The 17843-nt window shown below is 54.8% G+C and carries 14 protein-coding genes, 1 tRNA gene and 1 pseudogene; 8 read left to right on the top strand and 8 right to left on the bottom strand.

Features of this window, described 5'->3' with window-relative positions; genetic code table 11:
• Positions 1-145 precede the first annotated feature (145 nt).
• Positions 146-1657 (top strand): nucleobase:cation symporter-2 family protein, encoded by a 1512-nt coding sequence (locus PSH73_RS17690; protein ID WP_057438561.1) that lies wholly within the window; start codon positions 146-148, stop codon positions 1655-1657.
• 134 nt (positions 1658-1791) lie between these two features.
• Here the strand turns inward: PSH73_RS17690 and PSH73_RS17685 are convergent, their stop codons facing one another.
• The 6 genes and pseudogenes from PSH73_RS17685 to PSH73_RS17660 form a co-directional block, all read right to left on the bottom strand.
• Positions 1792-2544: an alpha/beta fold hydrolase gene (locus tag PSH73_RS17685; protein ID WP_198817678.1), complete on the bottom strand. Its 753-nt coding sequence runs from the start codon at positions 2542-2544 to the stop codon at positions 1792-1794.
• A gap of 141 nt (positions 2545-2685) precedes the next feature.
• Complete coding sequence (locus tag PSH73_RS17680; RefSeq protein WP_198817676.1) at positions 2686-3309, bottom strand: hypothetical protein; 624 nt, start codon at positions 3307-3309, stop codon at positions 2686-2688.
• Positions 3310-3518: 209 nt separating this feature from the next.
• Positions 3519-5855 carry a TonB-dependent receptor gene (locus PSH73_RS17675; protein ID WP_233098365.1) on the bottom strand — a complete coding sequence of 779 codons (2337 nt, stop codon included), beginning with the start codon at positions 5853-5855 and terminating at the stop codon, positions 3519-3521.
• Positions 5856-6000: 145 nt separating this feature from the next.
• Positions 6001-6936: a FecR family protein gene (locus PSH73_RS17670; RefSeq protein ID WP_305461111.1), complete on the bottom strand. Its 936-nt coding sequence runs from the start codon at positions 6934-6936 to the stop codon at positions 6001-6003.
• A 5-nt stretch (positions 6937-6941) separates the two neighbouring features.
• On the bottom strand, positions 6942-7439 hold the full coding sequence (locus PSH73_RS17665) for an RNA polymerase sigma factor (RefSeq protein ID WP_225923810.1): 498 nt from the start codon (positions 7437-7439) through the stop codon (positions 6942-6944).
• An 826-nt stretch (positions 7440-8265) separates the two neighbouring features.
• Positions 8266-8677, bottom strand: a pseudogene (locus tag PSH73_RS17660) (IS5/IS1182 family transposase); the annotation flags it as partial.
• Between the two features lie 279 nt (positions 8678-8956).
• On the opposite strand from PSH73_RS17660, the gene fimA reads away from it, so the two are divergent.
• The 7 genes from fimA (at position 8957) to PSH73_RS17625 (ending at position 16884) form a co-directional block, all read left to right on the top strand.
• Entirely contained in the window at positions 8957-9517 is a 561-nt protein-coding gene (gene fimA / locus PSH73_RS17655; protein WP_057960263.1) for a type 1 fimbrial major subunit FimA, read from the top strand.
• A gap of 489 nt (positions 9518-10006) precedes the next feature.
• Positions 10007-10717, top strand: coding sequence for a fimbria/pilus periplasmic chaperone (locus PSH73_RS17650; protein WP_239688440.1), 711 nt, complete (start codon positions 10007-10009; stop codon positions 10715-10717).
• Between the two features lie 123 nt (positions 10718-10840).
• Positions 10841-13471, top strand: coding sequence for a fimbrial biogenesis usher protein (locus tag PSH73_RS17645; protein ID WP_305461109.1), 2631 nt, complete (start codon positions 10841-10843; stop codon positions 13469-13471).
• Positions 13472-13494: 23 nt separating this feature from the next.
• Entirely contained in the window at positions 13495-14472 is a 978-nt protein-coding gene (locus tag PSH73_RS17640) for a fimbrial protein (RefSeq protein ID WP_169989658.1), read from the top strand.
• 12 nt (positions 14473-14484) lie between these two features.
• Entirely contained in the window at positions 14485-15018 is a 534-nt protein-coding gene (locus PSH73_RS17635; RefSeq protein WP_305461106.1) for a fimbrial protein, read from the top strand.
• 879 nt (positions 15019-15897) lie between these two features.
• The gene (locus PSH73_RS17630; RefSeq protein ID WP_162947751.1) at positions 15898-16056 is read left to right on the top strand and encodes a hypothetical protein; all 159 of its coding nucleotides are present in this window, start codon (positions 15898-15900) and stop codon (positions 16054-16056) included.
• 201 nt (positions 16057-16257) lie between these two features.
• The gene (locus PSH73_RS17625; RefSeq protein ID WP_057960259.1) at positions 16258-16884 is read left to right on the top strand and encodes a response regulator transcription factor; all 627 of its coding nucleotides are present in this window, start codon (positions 16258-16260) and stop codon (positions 16882-16884) included.
• Positions 16885-17095: 211 nt separating this feature from the next.
• On the opposite strand, the gene PSH73_RS17620 is transcribed toward PSH73_RS17625, so the two are convergent.
• Complete coding sequence (locus PSH73_RS17620) at positions 17096-17650, bottom strand: ParA family protein (protein ID WP_081044290.1); 555 nt, start codon at positions 17648-17650, stop codon at positions 17096-17098.
• 87 nt (positions 17651-17737) lie between these two features.
• Positions 17738-17813 (bottom strand) — tRNA-Asn (locus PSH73_RS17615).
• Positions 17814-17843: the final 30 nt, after the last annotated feature.

The following is a 17843-nucleotide window of genomic DNA, read 5'->3' as shown; positions in this document are numbered from 1 at the left end:
TGAGGCCTTTGGGCAGGGCGGCTGAATGGATTTTTGTAACGTCGATAGCGGGCATCTTGTGGAAATGATTGTATACAACTCTATGGACATCCAATCTTTCTATTGCATACAGTGAGCGCACAACAAAAACAGAGAACCCCTCACCATGACTATCCCGAAGGCGTCACCGCAACGGCCAGAAGATGAGAATCTTGGCGTCGCTGCCAACATGGCTTACGGCCTGCAGCATGTACTGACCATGTATGGCGGCATCGTGGCCGTGCCGTTGATCGTCGGCCAGGCAGCCGGGTTATCCCCCGCCGATATTGGCCTGTTGATCGCCGCGTCGCTGTTTGCCGGTGGCCTGGCCACGCTGTTGCAAACCCTGGGCCTGCCGTTTTTTGGCTGTCAGTTGCCCTTGGTGCAAGGGGTGTCGTTTGCCGGTGTGGCGACCATGGTGGCGATTGTCGGCAGCGACGGCGCGGGCGGTGTGCCGGCGATCCTGGGCGCGGTGATGGCCGCGTCGCTGATCGGGTTGCTGATCACCCCTATATTCTCGCGAATTACCAAGTTCTTCCCGCCGTTGGTGACCGGAATCGTGATTACCACCATCGGCCTGACGCTGATGCCGGTCGCCGCCCGTTGGGCCATGGGCGGTAACAGTCGCGCCGCTGACTTTGGCAGCATGCCGAACATCGGCCTGGCGGCCATCACCCTGGTGCTGGTGCTGTTGCTGAGCAAGGTGGGCAGCGCCACCATCTCGCGCCTGTCGATCCTGCTGGCGATGGTGTTTGGCACATTGATCGCGGTATTCCTCGGCATGGCGGACTTCTCCACCGTGACCCAGGGCCCGATGATCGGCTTCCCCACGCCGTTCCACTTCGGCATGCCGACCTTCCATGTAGCCGCGATCCTGTCCATGTGCATCGTGGTCATGGTGACCCTGGTGGAAACCTCGGCGGATATTCTGGCGGTGGGCGAGATCATCGACACCAAGGTTGACTCCAAACGCCTGGGCAACGGCCTGCGTGCCGACATGCTGTCGAGCATGTTTGCGCCGATCTTCGGTTCGTTCACCCAAAGCGCCTTCGCGCAGAACGTCGGCCTGGTGGCGGTGACCGGGGTCAAGAGCCGCTATGTGGTGGCCACGGGTGGTCTGTTCCTGGTGATCCTTGGCCTGCTGCCCTTTATGGGCCGAGTGATTGCGGCAGTGCCCACTTCGGTGCTGGGCGGCGCCGGGATCGTATTGTTCGGCACCGTGGCGGCCAGTGGGATCCGCACGCTGTCCAAGGTCGATTACCGTAACAACATGAACCTGATCATTGTTGCCACCTCCATCGGTTTCGGCATGATCCCCATCGCTGCGCCGAGCTTCTACGATCAGTTCCCCAGTTGGTTCGCGACCATCTTCCACTCGGGGATCAGCTCCTCGGCGATCATGGCGATCCTGTTGAACCTGGCGTTCAACCACTTCACAGCCGGCAACTCGGACCAGCAATCGGTGTTCGTCGCCGGCACCGAGCGCAGCCTGTGCTTCCAGGATGTGGCGGCACTGCGGGACGGGGATTATTTCAGCAAGGGCAAATTGTTTGATGCCGAGGGCAAGGAGATCCCGGTGGTGGATGCATCACCGCAGAAAGCGACGGTGGCGGGGCGGGCTGAAACCAGCGAGGTGTAACGCCACAAAAAGCTGAATGTGGCGAGCTTGTGTGGGAGCGGGCTTGCCCGCGATAGCGGTGGGTCAGTTGATCACTATTTGACTGACACTCCGCCATCGCGGGCAAGCCCGCTCCCACATTGGATTTGTGGTGTTTAGAAGACCGTTGGCGAGCACACCTCATCCAAAAATTTCACCACCGTGCCCATGCACGGCTGGCGCTCCTCCACATGGGGCATATGGCTGGAGTCTTCAAACAGCGCTCCGCGCACATCGCCGATTTCATCGAGGAACGCTTTGAATTCCAGGGAAGCGGCCTGGTCGTGGCGCCCGGAAATCACCAGGGTCGGCACCTTGATCTGCGACAACCGGCCAATGTCGAGGGGGCCATGCAAGGCGTTGTACACCGTAGGGTCGGCCGCCATCTGCGCGAAGGTGCGTGCCACTTCTTCGGGCCACGGGTTGATCCGGCACAGGGGCTGGTCATCGAAGCCGGCCGCCAGGTTGGCAGCGATAAAGGCGCACAGGCCCCGGGGTTGGCGAATCGCGTGTTCACTGCCGAGTCTGCCGCCCCAGGCGTGCCCGAGAATCGCGTAATGGTTGTGGATGTGCAGATGGTCGAGCAGGTTGTCCAGCTCTTCGAGAAACAGCTCAAGCGTCCAGAAATCTGCGGGCTGGTGGGGCAGGTGGGTGGAGTGGCCATTGCCCAGTTGGTCATAGTGAATCACCGCATGCCCACTGGCTGCCACGTCCTTGAAGGCGTCCAGATAGTCATGGGTACCGCCGGGGCCGCCGTGGAGGATGATCAGTGGGGCCTTGCCGCTGTCGAGGTTGCCGGTCACGCGATACCACGTCTGGTAACCGCGAAAGGCTGCATAGCCTTGGCGGGTCTGTTCGATGAATTCCATTTCCGGCCCTGCCATCAAAAATTGGTCGGGTACACGATAGTTTGAACAAAACGTTTAAGTAACTGGCAAAACGGCTAGGTTTTCGTGGCGAGTCGGCAAGGCCCTGGCGGGTGTTCATCGACAGGCCCGCTAACAGTGCTGTCAGTCGGACAGCAGTTTGCTCAGGGCGCCTATATCCATCGCTTCATTGATCGTCACACGGGCCGAAAAGGTAAAGCGCTCCTTGTAGAGCGATTCATATTCCATATCGGCAAACACTTCATTCTCTTGCAGGAAAAGACTGAGTTGAAACAGGCAATAGCCCCCAAATTGTGTGCTCTTGGTCGGCGATAGGATGGCTATCTCATTGCCGGGCCTGACAGCCGCACCCTCGGTGGGCCAGCCTTTGGAGAAGCACTCGGGTTTTAGCCGGGCTTTTTTCAACACGGCTGGCCAACGACTGTCACCCAGACCGTCGAATTGTTCGCCACCCACCCGGATTTTGAATGAGGTGATGATGCCTGGCCCGATACCTTCGTTGGAAAGATACAGGCCTGCTTTTTCTGCGGTCAGGTGGGGGGTGACCATCAGATACGGCCTGACAGACAGCCGGTTGTGCTCACGCATCAGGTCCAACTGCCAGAAGGAAATCGACGCGGCGGCAATGGAAATCACCACGGCCGCCAGCGAGAGGACTGTGCCGGAGGAGAACCGGGGCTTTTTCGGTGTCAGGGTAGCGGTGGGGCGACGGGGTTTGAAAAGGGGATGGTCATGCTTCTTTTTCACGGGGCGACGTCCTGTCGGGAGGGTTGCAAGATAAATCTCGGGCAAGAAAACCTGCATGTCTGCAGGCTGCTGCTGGCGTGGGGCTCACGACCTGAACTCGAATATACAGACAGGGCATTGATGCCCCACCGGAGGATGAGGTCACAAGCGTTTTTATACCGGCCGGGCCACGGCCGGATCCTTCCCTGGATCTGGCGACAAACGGCTGTTTAGAAGCTGTAGCGGGCGGTCAGTTTCACATTACGGGGGTCGCCGTAGATGTCGTACGGGGTATAGCCGCCATTGGCTACGCTGCTGTAGTAGGTGCGGTCAAACAGGTTGTTGAGGTTGAGTTGCAGGTCCAGTTGCTCACTGGCCTTGTACCCTGCCACCAGGCCGACCACCGTGTACGAGCCCTGCTGGTTTTTCCAGGCAGTGGCGCCGGTGCCGCCCGAGGTGCGGATGCGGCTCTGCTGGTAGACATCACCGCCAACGCGCCAGCGCTGCAGCTCACCGGGCAGGCTGTAGATTGTCGACAGCTTGAACAGTTGGCGCGGTTTAGCGCGGTCGAAGTCCTCGCCCTCGCGGGCGGCGTTGGCGTCGTTGACGTATTTCGTCTGGGTGTAGGTGTAACCGGCGGACAATTGCAAGTCGTCGGTCAGGGCGCCCTGGATTTCCAGGTCAATGCCCTTGCTGCGCACCAGGCCGGCAGCCTCAGAGCATTCACTGGCGGGGCCCGAACCGCAGCCTTTGAAATCGGGCAGGTCCTGGGCGCGATTCTTCTGATCGACCTGGAAAACCGCCATGCTGGCGTTCAGCGCGCCATCAAAATATTCGCCCTTGATGCCCACTTCGTAGTTCTCGCCCACTATCGGTGCGATCACTTTTCGGTCGAGGCCTTTGTTGCTCTGGGGCTTGAAGATATCGGTGTAGCTGACATAGACCGAGTGATTGGCGTCCAGATCGTAGACCAGGCCGGCGTAGCGGGTCAGATTACGCGTAACCTTGTAATTGCCTTCACTGTTGGCGCTGTCTTCGAACGCGTACCAGTCCAGGCGGCTGCCGAGAATCAGCGACAGTGGCTCGGTCAAACGCAGGCGGGTGCTGGCATAGAAACTGTCTTGAGTGGTGGTCTCTGGCAGGCCGTTGTCGCCCCTGACGTAATCGGGTTTGGCGTGACCCCGAGGGTCCCACTCGAAGGGATTGCTGCCCGTGTCGATGAACGCGCTCCAGGCCTTACCGGAACGATAATCCAGCTCGCGCCGACTGAGGCCGACCGTCAGGTCATGCTCTTGGCCGAGCATCTGGAAGGGGCCGCTGAGTGCCAGGTCGTAGCCGGTCTCCTTCTGCTCCATGGCTTCTGTCCATAGATAGTGGCGATCGTAATCCCACACCGAAGAGGCCAGCACGTCGGTGTCGGTCTTGGACTGCATGGCTGCCAGGCGCAGCTTCCAGTCGTTGGCCAAGCCTTGCTCCAGGGTCGCGAAATAGCCAGTGGTGCGATTGTCCGAGTATTCCCAGTCATGCCCCAGGAAGGTGTCGCGTGGCAGCCCCAGATGACCGCCGCCACGTGCCATGGGCAATCCGCCCCAAATGTAGTTGGTGTGGTTCTTCTGCCGGTAAGCCCCGAGTGTCAGGGTGGAGTCATCGCTCAGGTCGGCGTCGACCACGCCGTAGAACAGATCGGCATCACTCTCCACCGAGTCTCGGAAGCTTTTGGCGTCTTGCCGCGAGACCACGGTGCGGGCGCGCAGTGTGCCGTTTTCATTGAGTGGGCCGCCGACATCCAGGGTGCCGGAGTAATCATCCCAACTGCCGGCACTGCCGGTGAGCGTGGCCTGGAATTTATGGGTCGGGCGCTTGCGCACCAGGTTGATGGCGCCAGCAGGGTTGCCCGCGCCCTGGGCCAGTCCGCTGGCGCCACGAACGATCTCGACCCGGTCATACATGGCCAGGTTGGCTTCCCCGCTGGGCAGGTAGGTCAGGAAGCTGGTGGGAAAACCGTCGTACATGATGTTGTCGATGTCGAAGCCGCGCGCACTGAACGTCGGCCGGCCAGCCCCGCCGGAGTTATTGAGAAAAATCCCCGGCGCACTTTTGGCGACATCGCTGATGCTGGTCATGGCCTTGTCGTCCATGCGCTTGCGCGTGACCACGCTGACCGACTGCGGTGTTTCGCGCAAGGTCAAGGGCAGCTTGGTGGCAGTCTGCATGGCCCCGGTGGTGTAGGAACCGGTGTTCTCGGTCATTTCGCCCAGTTCCTGACCGACGATTGCCGTTGCCCCCAATTGCAGGGGGCCGCTCGATTCAGGGGCTTTCTCCAGCATCACGCTATTCCCACCGGTAGCCCGCCAGGTCAAGCCGCTGCCTTGCAGCAGTTCAGCCAATGCGGCCTCCGGTTCTTTGGAACCGACGACCCCAGGGCTGTGCTTGCCCAATACCAACGTGCCATCGAATATCACCTGTAAACCGCTTTGAGCGGCCAGGCGGTTCAGTGCGCCTGCCAGGGGTTGCGGTGCGATATCGAATGAGTGGGGGTCGGCAACCGCCAGGCCGGATATCAGCATGCACAGCATTGTCAGTGGGGTTACGGACAAAGATTTGACTCGCAAACCTTTAGGTAACGGATGGTGCATCGGAGCTCTCCCTAATACGAATCATTATCGCTATAGGGAGGGAAGACGGGCGACACGCCCATAACCGTAAAAATAGTTAAGTTTTGGGTGAAACCACCAGCAGGTAGTTCGTGTAGCGCTCGATTCTGAGTGGGAAGACCTTCTCCAACGTGGCCAAGCCTTCGTCCAAATGATCGAGTTGAAAGGTGCCGCTGACCTTGAGCGCGCCCAGACGCGGGTCTCGTATTATGAAAATTCCCGGCCGATAGCGTTCGACCTGCTCCAACACCTGCGCCAGTGGTGTCAGCTCAAATACCAAGCGACCCTGCTCCCACGCCAGACTCTTGTCGACATCCACACGCTGCTTGGCGCCCAGGCCGTCGGCACGTCCGGCAACGGTCTCGCCAACGCCCAGCGTCAGCGTGTCAGGTCCGTCGGTGACGGCCACACGGCCGCGGCGCACCGTGACATCAACGTGTTCGCCCTCACGGCGCACTGCGTAGATCGTACCCAGGGCCGTTGCGTTGAAGGCACCAGCCTGCACACTGAAGGGGCGCTGCGGGTCCGGCGTTACATTGAACAGGGCCTCGCCCTTGCGCAGGGTAATGCGCCGCCCATTGCCCGTGAGATTCACATCGACAGCGCTGTTGGCATTCAGGGTGATGTGCGAGCCATCAGCAAGGACGACCTGTCGACGCTCACCGGTGCCAGTGTAATAGTCCGCATCCAATGCCATGCGTTGCATCCACGCCACACCAAGACCGAGCACCAACGACGCCGCGATGCCCATCGCCCACATTCGCCGCGAAGATGGCCGTACTGCAGCGGGAGGCTCGGCCAGATACGCACTTAAACACCACACCCGCCGCGCCTCGACAAAAGCCCGCTGATGCTCCGGTGCCTGCTCGCACCACGCCCGTGCCTCTGCCCGATCAGAGGGCAGCGCCGAACCCGAGGTGAGGCGAATCACCCATGCATGGGCAGTGCGCTGAACCTCGGTAACGGACGGGGTGGTGTCGGGTTGATCGTGCATACCGGCTATCGTTGTAGGCATTGGCTGAGAAAGCCGAGCGCAATGGCTAATTGTTTTTCAACCGTACTGGTCGAGACTTGCAGTTGCAAAGCCACTTCTTTGTGGGGCAGGTTTTGCAGCCGACACAACGTAAATATTTGCTGGCACTGGGCAGGTAAACGGTGCAGGGCGTGGGCCATTGCCGCGAGATCTTGTTGTGCAACCACGACATCGAACAGCGCCGGGCTTTCACCTGTCACTTCGTAAAGATAGCCCATGCCTTCGTCGAGGTGCTCTCGGGTTTGCCTGCTGCGTGCATGATCAATGGCCAAGTTTCGAGCAATCTTAAAGATAAAACCGCGAAGATTGAGCACCGGCTTGCGCGGCGGCTGACGGAGCAGGCGGAGGTAGGTTTCCTGAGTCAGATCGGCCGCAGCCTCAGGATTTCGCAACTGGCGATGAAGAAACGAACGCAACTCGCTGGCATGGGCCCGGAAGGCCAGCTCAAGCTCGTCGGTGGTCATGCTCGACATTGGCAGGGGTCACGCAGCGGAAAGTCATGCACTTTAATGATAATGTTTCGTATTAACAATGTTTTTTTGGGGCTGCCATTTGAGTGGCCGGCTACTGAGAGTGGTGGCTTGGGAATGCAGGTGAGGCAGATGATCGGGCTGCGTTGGCGATCAGTTCGTAAGCGCCGCCAGATACCTCATGCGTTAAGGTATAAAACGACGACTGAATCGTGCGGCTCTTAATTTTAGTCCCACTCCTATTTGTTTCTTTTTTTACCCTGATAAGATTTTTCCTGAGATGGCCTTCGCAAGTTTTCAGCATGATCATGAATGCCGCCGCGTTCAACGAGCTCAGTGCGTTACGTTTAATTACGTTGGCGTCCGATGCTGCGTGCGCACATCGGCTTGCTTCTAGGGGGGCAGTGCTTTGGAGTCCCGTACCTGGCTGGCATGGACGGCAGGAGGGTGGCCAGTCATTCGTGATTGAATGCGCGGTGCCAGGACAGTAGTGTAAATACTTTATTGTGGGGGGCGTCGGCTGGGAAAGTCTCTGTATATTTTCGATGGTTCAGCGGCGGCTTGATCATGTTAAAGATTTTTGTGAGCATTTTAATTAGAGGCCATCACGGCTCTCGTGTTTTGTTTGGTGTCTTTGTCAAAGAGGAAATATCTTCAGAGTTACGACCACTATCGGTACCACGCATCCAATCAGGTACTGCTTTCTTGAGTTGGATTGGATTCTTTAACTACGAATTAAAGCTTTAGGTCACCACCTTCTTGTGGTGGGTCTTTGGAGATTGGATTTTGTTGGTTTGGAAAGCCAGTGGAGGGGTTAGAGATTGCGCGCTCCTTCCACGTTATTGGCCAAGCTTGAAACATGAATGATAGTAGAATCGACGAGGGTGTCCTGGCGCAGCGACAGGTCTTTTCTTGCAAGTAGCCGGTGATGGCTACAAGGGTTGCAGGGGCGAGCCTATACTTCTTCAGTAAGCGCTGAACGCTTATGATCGTCGGTTTCGTAAAGAGCTTCTTCCATGGCTGGATCACTCAGGAATAACCAGTTCTGTGACGGATGAATAAATGCATGGTCTCAATTTTATGCCGCCGCCGGCCTTGGGCTAGAAAGTCTCGATCAGCCCCAATAGGTCTGCCTAGGGCGTAACTATATCCATCTCGGCGAGGAAACATTTGCGCCGTGTTTACTTGAGTTTATCGGCGTACTCACAATCAGAAAAGCTTATCTGGTTCATGGCTGACTCGGATCAGTTAGTTGTGCGTATTTCGGCATGTCCTCGAACTTGATCGGGGATTTTACAGGGGGGGTGTCACACTATTAGTTGAGGGAGGAAGGGGTGGGTGAGTGTTTGCACTAGAATGAAATTTCGCTGTAAAAAAGGTGAATTTTCTACATTTCTTTTTCTTAGTTGTTAGGTAATATTTTTGAACTTGCTCGGTTTATCTCGCAAGTGCAGATTCATTTTGATTTTCCAAGTGTTTAAGCACTAATAACTATCCAGGAGCTAAAAAGCATGCGTATTAATTCTTCTGTACAGACTCTTGTGGCGGCGTCTTTGCTGATGTCCAGCATTGGTGTTATGGCCGCCCCGGTTCTGTCGAACGGTGGGACCGTACATTTTAAAGGTGAAATTGTTAATGCTGCCTGCTCGGTCAGTGCCGACTCAGCGGACCAGACAGTAACATTGGGGCAGTACCGATCTGCGAAGTTCAAAGCGGTAGGCGACAAAACTGGATTGGTTCCTTTCACTATCAAGTTGCAGGATTGTGACAGTACAGTTTCTTCCAAGGCTTCTGTGGCCTTCACTGGTACCGTTGATGCTGCTGACCCTAGCGTGCTTGCTGTCAGCAATATCGGTGGCGGTTCGTCCGGTGCAGCCGGCGGTGTGGGTATTGAAATATCCGATAGTCAGGGGGCAGTGTTAGTGCCCAATAGCGGGATGTTCTCTGCGTCTCACCAGCTGAAAGATGGCGACAACGTGTTGGCACTCAATGCGCGTTATAAGTCAACGCTTGCGGCAGTGACGCCGGGTGCGGCAGACGCAGACGCAACCTTTACCATGCAATACGAGTAATGCTTCTGTAGCACACGGATACTAAGGACGACAGTGCTGCCAGGGAAGGTGGCAGGGCTAATCGCATCTGGGGGTTGTTTTTGAGTGCTAAACACCGCTATGCGCGGCTCTGTTCTGTCGTTCTTTGACTGCTGTTGCTAGCAACAAATACAACGTACTGATCAATGGTGGGGTTGTTCATATCTGTGGTGCAATTACGGCGCAAGCCTGCGGTGTTTCGGCTGAGCGCGTTGTGCAAATTTCAGTATAGAGAGTGGTAAAAACTCTGCTGCCAGCGTCGGGCTGGCTAATTTTTGTAATGCCGGAAACGGCGTTGTGCCTAACGCTGCATCCGAGTCACTGGTTCTTCTGCGTGAGGGTGCGATGTTGTTTCGTTTTTCTGCTCGTGAGATGAACGGCGGTAACGCGAATACCTGTACCTGGTTTGCTGTTTCGTACCAATGATCGCTACCGGGCAGGCGTTGTACTTGTTAATTTAAAGGGGTTTTTGTGTTGATAAAGTACGCTTTACGCTTTCGCAATGTAACAGCTGGCTTAATTGTTATATTCAGCTCCTTTTACACCTTAACGGCACAGGCTGGTGGTGTTGCGCTGGGCGCAACGCGAGTTGTTTATCCGGCCGGCGCCAAACAAGTATCGCTGGCGGTGAACAACAGCGACAAAAAAAATCGTTTCCTGATTCAATCGTGGGTTGATGACGTTGCTGAGAAGAAGTCGTCTGATTTTGTGGTGACGCCACCATTGTTTGTCAGTAAACCCAAAAGTGAGAATACCTTGCGCATCATGTATGTCGGCGCTGATTTGCCGAAAGACCGCGAAAGTGTATTTTGGCTAAACAGCAAGGCCATTCCTGCTGTTGAGCGTGACGATGTACAGGATAAGAACGTACTGCAGATTGCTATCTTGTCGCGGGTCAAGTTGTTTGTGCGGCCTGCCAATTTGCCTTCAACTGCTGCTGACGCACCTGGGCAATTGAAGTTCTCGCGTCAGGGCGAAGTGCTGAAGATTGAGAACCCATCGCCCTATTATGTTTCGCTCGTCAGTCTGGCGATCGGTACGCGTAACTTGCCAAATACTATGGTTCCGCCGATGAGCAACAGTAGTGTGTCGATTCCAGACAGTGCTTCAGGAGCTGTCAGTTACCAAACAGTAAATGATTACGGCGCCATCACGCCTGTCACAACGGTGCCATTGAAGTAATAAGTTTGAATTACATTGCCGCTCAATATTCTCACATGCTCAAGTAAATGATTTTCCATCGCTGCATGGAAACGTTTGAAAAGCGTCATGTTGCGCCGTGCTTTCAGGTGCTGGTAGGGGCTTATGCTAACGATTAATCTTAATAAATCTAAGTCTGCTGGCAGTGTTTTTTTTACGGTCAGCTTTTGCATGGCTTGCATTGTCAGTACCGCCACGAAGGCAGAGGAGTTCTTTAACCCGGCCTTTCTGTCTGGTGACCCAAATGCGGTCGCCGACCTTTCGCGTTTCGAAAAAGGTGAAGGGCAGGCTCCGGGCAACTACCGCGTTGAAATCTATTTGAATGATGAATATATGTCCACCCAGAACCTTTCGTTTGGAGCGCGCCATCGTGCATCAGAAGGCGAAGCGCAGTTGGATGACTCCGGGTTGAGTGCCTGCATTACCCGTGAGCATTTGGAGCGTGTGGGTGTGAAAGTTGAATCATTGACCTTGCTGCAAGGCGCTCTGCCGGATAAGTGCATCGATCTGGCGGCAGCCATACCCCAGGCTGGGGCGCGGTTCGACTTTGAAGGTCAGCGTCTGTACATCAGCATCCCACAGGCTGCTCTGAAAAGTAATGCACGGGGCTACGTTTCACCCGATGAGTGGGATCATGGCATTAACGCATTGTTGCTGAACTACAACTTTACCGGCAGCAACACCCGTAACAGTATGGGTGGGGGCAGCGCCAACTACGGTTTTCTGGGGCTGGATAGCGGTGTTAACTTGGGTGCCTGGCGTTTCCGTAACACGTCCAGCTTGATCTACAGCAACGGCTATGGACGCGGCACTAACGAATGGCAGAGCATCAGTACCTATGCGCAACGCACGATTGCACCCCTGAAGTCAGAACTGACGTTAGGTGATAGCTCTACCCCGAGTGACGTTTTCAACAGCTTGGGGTTTCGCGGCGCGCAATTGGCTTCAGATGACAACATGCTGGCGGACAGTTTGCGCGGGTTTGCACCTACCGTGAGAGGGATTGCCAACAGTAATGCCAAAATCACCATCAAACAAAATGGCTATGTCATTTATCAAACCTACGTCGCGCCAGGACCTTTTGAAATTAGTGATCTTTACCCTACCTCCAGCAGCGGGGACTTGAAAGTTACGGTGACCGAAGCTGATAGCTCGGAAAATACTTTCACTGTGGCTTACTCGGGAGTGCCAGTGCTGCAACGTGAAGGGCGGGTAAAGTATGCGCTGACGGTGGGGCAGTATCGCAGTAACACGATAGAACAGGGTAAACCAGGTTTTGGCCAAGGTACTGTTATCTGGGGCGGCCCGCATGGCATCACGCTTTATGGTGGCTCGCAACTCGCCAACAATTACACTGCCTTCGCCGTTGGGTCGGGGGTTAACCTGGGGACATGGGGTGCAGTGTCGGCAGATTTGACCCAGGCGAATAGCGTACTCGCCGATGACAGCCGGCATCAGGGGCAATCGTTGCGCTTTTTGTATGCCAAGTCGCTAAACCAGTTGGGCACAAACTTTCAATTGCTGGGCTATCGCTTTTCAACCCAAGGTTTTTATACGCTGGATGATACCAGTTACCGCCAAATGAGCGGGTACAAGGTGAATGCTCAAGATGGGCCGGTGGAGATAAAACCGACCTACCAGGATTACTTCAACCTCAATTACACCCGCAAAGGCCATACGCAAGTGAGCGTCACCCAGCAATTGGGGAATAAAGGCTCGGTATTCCTGAGCGGCAGCCGTCAGTCCTACTGGAACAGCGACAAAACCGATGATCTATGGCAGTTGGGATATAGCGGCTTTTGGCGCGATATCAATTACAACGTGACGTATAGCTACAATAAAAGCGCGAGCATGGGCGGTTCGGATAACCAGTTATCGTTGAACTTGTCTTTTCCGTTGGGTGACTGGCTGTCCAAGGGCGGCAAGAGCACCGACATTACCAGCTCCCGAAACACGATGTACGGCACTTATTCGGCTAATACCGATACACACGGTCAGATGACCCAGCGTGCAGGTGTAAGTGGTACTGCAACGGCGGATAACAACCTGAATTACAGCGTACAACAAGGTTACGGTCACCAGGGGGGCGCAAGCGGAAGTGCGAATCTGCGCTATCAGGGCGGCTATGGCAACGGCTCTGCCGGTTACAGCTACAACCGAAACTACCAGCAAGTCACCGTTGGGCTGAGCGGCGGTTTAGTGGGCCACGCCAACGGCGTGACCTTCAGCCAGCCATTGGGGGATACCAACGTGTTGATCAAGGCGCCAGGCGCCACTGGAGTCAAGATTGAAAACGCGACCGGCGTCAGGACCGACTGGCGCGGCTACGCGGTGATGCCTTATGCAACCACCTATCACACCAATCGAATCGCACTGGACACCACCTCGCTCAAAGACAATGCCGATCTGGACGAACCCGTCATGAACGTAGTGCCTACCCGCGGTGCACTGGTAAGGGCCGAGTTCATCACGCGCGTCGGTGTAAGAGCACTGGTGACTCTGGTGCAAACCAACGGCCAACCTGTGCCGTTCGGTTCTACCGTTGAACGGCAGGACGGCAAAGGCGGCAGCATCGTCGGTGAAAACGGTCAGGTTTATCTGGCGGGCTTGCCGCTCACGGGAGACTTGTCTGTGAGCTGGGGGCCGGGAACACGTCAGGCGTGTCACGCCCGCTATCAGTTACCCAAAAGCAGCGAAGGCAACGTCGTCAGTTACGCCAAAGTAGAGTGCCAGTGATGGTGGGGAGTAGGGTGGTAATCATGTTAAGCAGAGCGATTGGACTGTTGCTAATACTCAGTAGCGTCCCGGCAATGGCCGATTGTACTGGCTGCAATCAAGCAATCAATTTGACGCTGACTGAAACATTGGACAGCCATGCCAATGAGCCAGGGCAAACGAAGATCTCGTCAAACTTTACTGTGAACTCTTTTCAAATGGGCATGGGGGAGGGGCTAAAGAGCATCTCTTTCACAAGATTTAATAATTCTATGCCGCCTTACAACACCGCCCCTGATAACTGGGTTTATCAGCCGGTGGATGATTATCTTGCCGTTGCTGTTCGATTTCGCGGGGTTTGCGGATATTCTTACGCTCCCTTCAATCGGCCAGTTCTTGACACGAGTACCTGTCGGCCTGGTAAGACAGGCGATAAATTCGTAGATACGACTTGGGAAAGCTCAATAAAAATTACGCAAAAGATGGTAGGAGGGGTTTACCGGAAGAATTTGTTATTAGGTACTTGGGGAGCATGTGAGGGGGTATGCAGTGTTCAAAATGTTATTTTTGCAAAAGTGTATTTGAACTATAGCATTACCGTCCCTGAAAATTGCGTGCTCGATACGAATGACCTCGTGACGGTGGATTTTCCCAACAGCATCTCCACTGGAGCGTTCAAAACGGCCGGTGCCAAGGCAGAGGGGGTTAGTCCCGAGGTTCGATCCATTGCCCTGCAGTGCAGCAATATCAAGCAGCAGGCCAGCCTGACGATGCGTGTTCAAGCTGATGACGTCAGTGGCGATGCCATTGTCTCGACTAATCCGGACGTCGGCTTCGTGGTCACCGACAAGAGCGAAAAGCACCTGAGACCGAACTCGTTCAACAGCTTGATTCCATTTAAGCTGGACAACAACGGTAGCGCTAACGTCACCATCAAAGTCTTTCCGGTCAGTGTTACCGGGAAACCACCTGCGGAGGGGCCTGTTACCTCGCGGGCGTATCTTCGGGTTGACTATCAATAACAGGAGGCTGCTATGCGAACATTAAATCGGCAGCTGGGCTTGGGGCTTCTATTGTTGTCCGGCTTTTCGAGCGTGACACAAGCAGAGTTGGCCAGGATTAACTTACTTATAACCGCAAAGTTAGTGGCCGCGAGCTGTGAGGTGAGTGTCGGTTCAGACAATCAGTATGTGTATATGGGCACTTGGGCTGTGCGGCAATCCACCAGTACATTGCCAACAATGCCTGCGGCACGCTTTGTGATTAACCTGGAAAATTGCAACGGTCTGAAGAAGGGTATCTCAGTCACCTTTAGTGGCGTCGCAAACCCGACTGACCCGAGCCTGCTGGCTCTCAGCGGGAACGGCTCGGCGAAAAATGTCGCGATTGCCCTGTTGGATCAGAACCGCACACTCCTGCCACTCGGGCAAACCATCTTAGCGGCGACTGCGCCTGTAAACGGGAGCCGCACTGCCGCGCTGGTATTCTTCAGTCAGTATCGCGCAACCGGCGCGGTGACGCCGGGGAAGGGAGATGCCGACGCAACCTTTAAGTTGACTTATGAGTAGTCGCGGGCGCGTACTGGGGGTGTTGCCTGCGTCGCACTTCTTTTCACGTTTGACGGAGTATGGAGTGCTGGAAGACCTGCTGTTTCAGCCGTTTCATGAACGTGCGGCTCCTGTAGGATCAGGGGTATTGCTTCAATCTTTCACTCAACATTCTTCCCGAGCAACTAGGCCACGAACAGCATAGTAGGGCCATTACTGTCTACACCCTGGCTATATGACGTGCGCGCCAGATAGGTCGACACGGTCGTTGCGCATCCTGATCGTCGACAACTACGCCACGCACAAATATCCATAAGTGAAGGCCAGGCTTGAGAAGCAGAAACGCTTTCACACGGATCTCCAGTTCGTGGATGAGCATGGTTGAACGCTTCTTTCGCTCGCTATGTCTGGATTTCCAAAGAGGAAGATGTTTTGTGCGAGATGCTGCGGGTTCGTGAGGCAATAGTGTTCCAAACATAAAAAATGTTGTTTTTGAGTTCATTTAATTACTGCAGGTGGGCGTAATTGTGCGCTTTTGCTTTAAGTAAGTTGTAAGTTCTTTGTATGGCTTTATAATTCATATGCATTTAATTTGTGGTGCTAGACATTAAAGATGTGTGAGTTTTACTTTTGCATTTGCTATGGCGCAAACAGCTGAGGCATCTCGGGTGATCACGGTGCTGGAGCAAATCAACGAAAAGATAGGGCCGTGGCACGCTGTATTCAGTCGGTGGGTCGGTGGAAGCTAAGCAGGGTATGCGCCGTGAGAGAATGAGTCGGAGCATCGCAGTGCGATTCATTTTTTCAGAGTGTTCCTATATGAAAATCGCGGCAACGACCAGATAATTATTGCTGAAAAAGACAGGAGCCCTCTTATTCGGAGTATTAAAAACTTCACAATTGCAACTGTTCGATGCCACCAATGACAACGTCATCTCGTTGCAGATTACCAACATGACCATGGGCCGGCTTAGCCTGAGCGTTCTTGAACTGGTCAAGATTAGTGATATTGTTGGCAGCGATGTGACTTCGGATAATTCTTTCCCGGCCTACGAGTAATTTGTTGTTCAGGCTGGAGCCCGCTATCCCTATCTTCGATCAACTTTTAGCGGCAGCATCCGTGTGGTATCGCGCACCTGCCAAACTCCGAATGTCGAGTCGGTACGGATGAGCCACGCCAATGGTATATCCACGAATGATGGGTTCTTATCCGTTTAAATCTTTCATACCTATATCGAATAAAATGTCTTAGGAGTACGGATGTATACAGCCTTGGTGGTAGATGATCACCCGTTTATACGCACGGCCGTGGTGATGCTGTTGTCGCAAGAACGGTTTGAGACGGTAGCCGAAACGAATAATGGTGCAGATGCCGTGCAACTGGCTCGCCAGCATCAACCGGATTTAATCGTGCTGGACATTGGCCTTCCAAAACTCGACGGCCTGGAAGTTATCCGCCGCATCAAAGCGTTGAAATTGCCCAGCAAAATCCTGGTACTCACTTCCCAACTGCCGACGTTTTATGCGTCGCGCTGCCGAAGCATGGGGGCCGACGGTTACATCTGTAAAGTGGATGAGCCGCAAAAGTTCCGTGAAGCACTGACGACCGTCATGTCCGGCTATACGGTATTCCCCAGTCTGGAAACGGATTCGGTTCGTCGCGGTGACCAGGACGCCTCCGACCAGCACCTGATCAGTGCATTGTCAAACCGTGAGTTGGTGGTCCTGCAGCAACTGGCCAGAGGCATGAGCAATCTGCAAATCGGCGAGCTCATGCTGTTGAGCAACAAGAATATCAGCGCCTACAAAAAACGTTTGTTAAGCAAGCTCAAACTAACCTCGCAAGTAGGCTTGGCTGACTTCGCCAAACGAAATGCCCTTATCTGAATGAACGCATCTGTTCGTATGGGCATCCGTTCGGCTGTTTACTGATGGCCTGCCTTTGCTGGAGAACCCAGACCGGCAATAGCCCCCGGCTGCTTTCCTGCAGGGCCGTTCCGAGTTGCGAGGCTACCCAGTGAGTTTGTCTGGCAAAGACGGGCAGTGGCTCAGGGAAAACCCTCAACAGGTGTTAGGGGGGCCGTCCAGTGCAAGTTGGCTACTGTAGTCTGAGTGGTTGTGTCACCGCCCCCAGAGCGGCTAGAGGTTGAAGGTCGCGGTAAAGCTGAAGCATGCCGCGATGAAACTCTCTAGCGGTCAGCATATCTGGAGTGATGGGGGAGATCGCCATGTCGGCACCTAAAAGGGCCATTTCCAGGATGATGGATCGTGCGCCTTGTGTGTCGACCAGTACGAGGTCGAAATCTGGTTCAAACGTCGAGATGAGGTTTTTGAGTCGAAGGCGTCCGTCGGCGGCGTGGAGTAACAGAGTGCCTAGCTGGTTGAAGGGATCATTTGAATGAATCAGGGAAAGGTTGGGTATGCAGGTTTGGGAGATGATCTGATCGCGTCGGGTCTCATTGTTGGCAATCAGCTCGTAAGCGCCGCCAGGTGCTTCATGCGTTAATGCATAAAACGACGATAGCGAGGGCTGATTATCTAGATCAATGAGCAGGGTGCGAAGACCGGAGTCGGCGCAGAACGCGCCTAGACTGGCTGTGACCGTGGTTTTCCCCGGTCCGCCTTTTGTTGAGAGTACTGCAGCGATTTTCATGGCAATGGTCTCTAAAGTGAAGAATCAGAGACGACGCGTAGATTATGCTATGCCTGGATCACCAGCTTGGGTGATCCGATTGAGATATGGCTCCACGACCTGGACTCGAACCAGGGACCCAATGATTAACAGTCATTTGCTCTACCAACTGAGCTATCGCGGAATGCGGCGTATCTTACTGATTGAAAAGGAT

Source organism: Pseudomonas sp. FP2294 (assembly GCF_030687625.1).
Classification (GTDB): Bacteria; Pseudomonadota; Gammaproteobacteria; order Pseudomonadales; family Pseudomonadaceae; genus Aquipseudomonas; species Aquipseudomonas shahriarae.
This window is presented reverse-complemented; position numbering and strand designations above follow the sequence as displayed.

What these genes read in the sequence shown, in the direction of transcription:
- PSH73_RS17690 (WP_057438561.1), top strand. Translation starts at nt 146, where the DNA reads ATGACTATCCCGAAGGCGTCACCGCAACGGCCAGAAGATGAGAATCTT.
- PSH73_RS17685 (WP_198817678.1), bottom strand. Translation starts at nt 2,544, where the DNA reads ATGGAATTCATCGAACAGACCCGCCAAGGCTATGCAGCCTTTCGCGGT.
- PSH73_RS17675 (WP_233098365.1), bottom strand. Translation starts at nt 5,855, where the DNA reads ATGCTGATATCCGGCCTGGCGGTTGCCGACCCCCACTCATTCGATATC.
- PSH73_RS17670 (WP_305461111.1), bottom strand. Translation starts at nt 6,936, where the DNA reads ATGCACGATCAACCCGACACCACCCCGTCCGTTACCGAGGTTCAGCGC.
- PSH73_RS17665 (WP_225923810.1), bottom strand. Translation starts at nt 7,439, where the DNA reads ATGACCACCGACGAGCTTGAGCTGGCCTTCCGGGCCCATGCCAGCGAG.
- fimA (WP_057960263.1), top strand. Translation starts at nt 8,957, where the DNA reads ATGCGTATTAATTCTTCTGTACAGACTCTTGTGGCGGCGTCTTTGCTG.
- PSH73_RS17645 (WP_305461109.1), top strand. Translation starts at nt 10,841, where the DNA reads ATGCTAACGATTAATCTTAATAAATCTAAGTCTGCTGGCAGTGTTTTT.
- PSH73_RS17640 (WP_169989658.1), top strand. Translation starts at nt 13,495, where the DNA reads ATGTTAAGCAGAGCGATTGGACTGTTGCTAATACTCAGTAGCGTCCCG.
- PSH73_RS17635 (WP_305461106.1), top strand. Translation starts at nt 14,485, where the DNA reads ATGCGAACATTAAATCGGCAGCTGGGCTTGGGGCTTCTATTGTTGTCC.
- PSH73_RS17625 (WP_057960259.1), top strand. Translation starts at nt 16,258, where the DNA reads ATGTATACAGCCTTGGTGGTAGATGATCACCCGTTTATACGCACGGCC.
- PSH73_RS17620 (WP_081044290.1), bottom strand. Translation starts at nt 17,650, where the DNA reads ATGAAAATCGCTGCAGTACTCTCAACAAAAGGCGGACCGGGGAAAACC.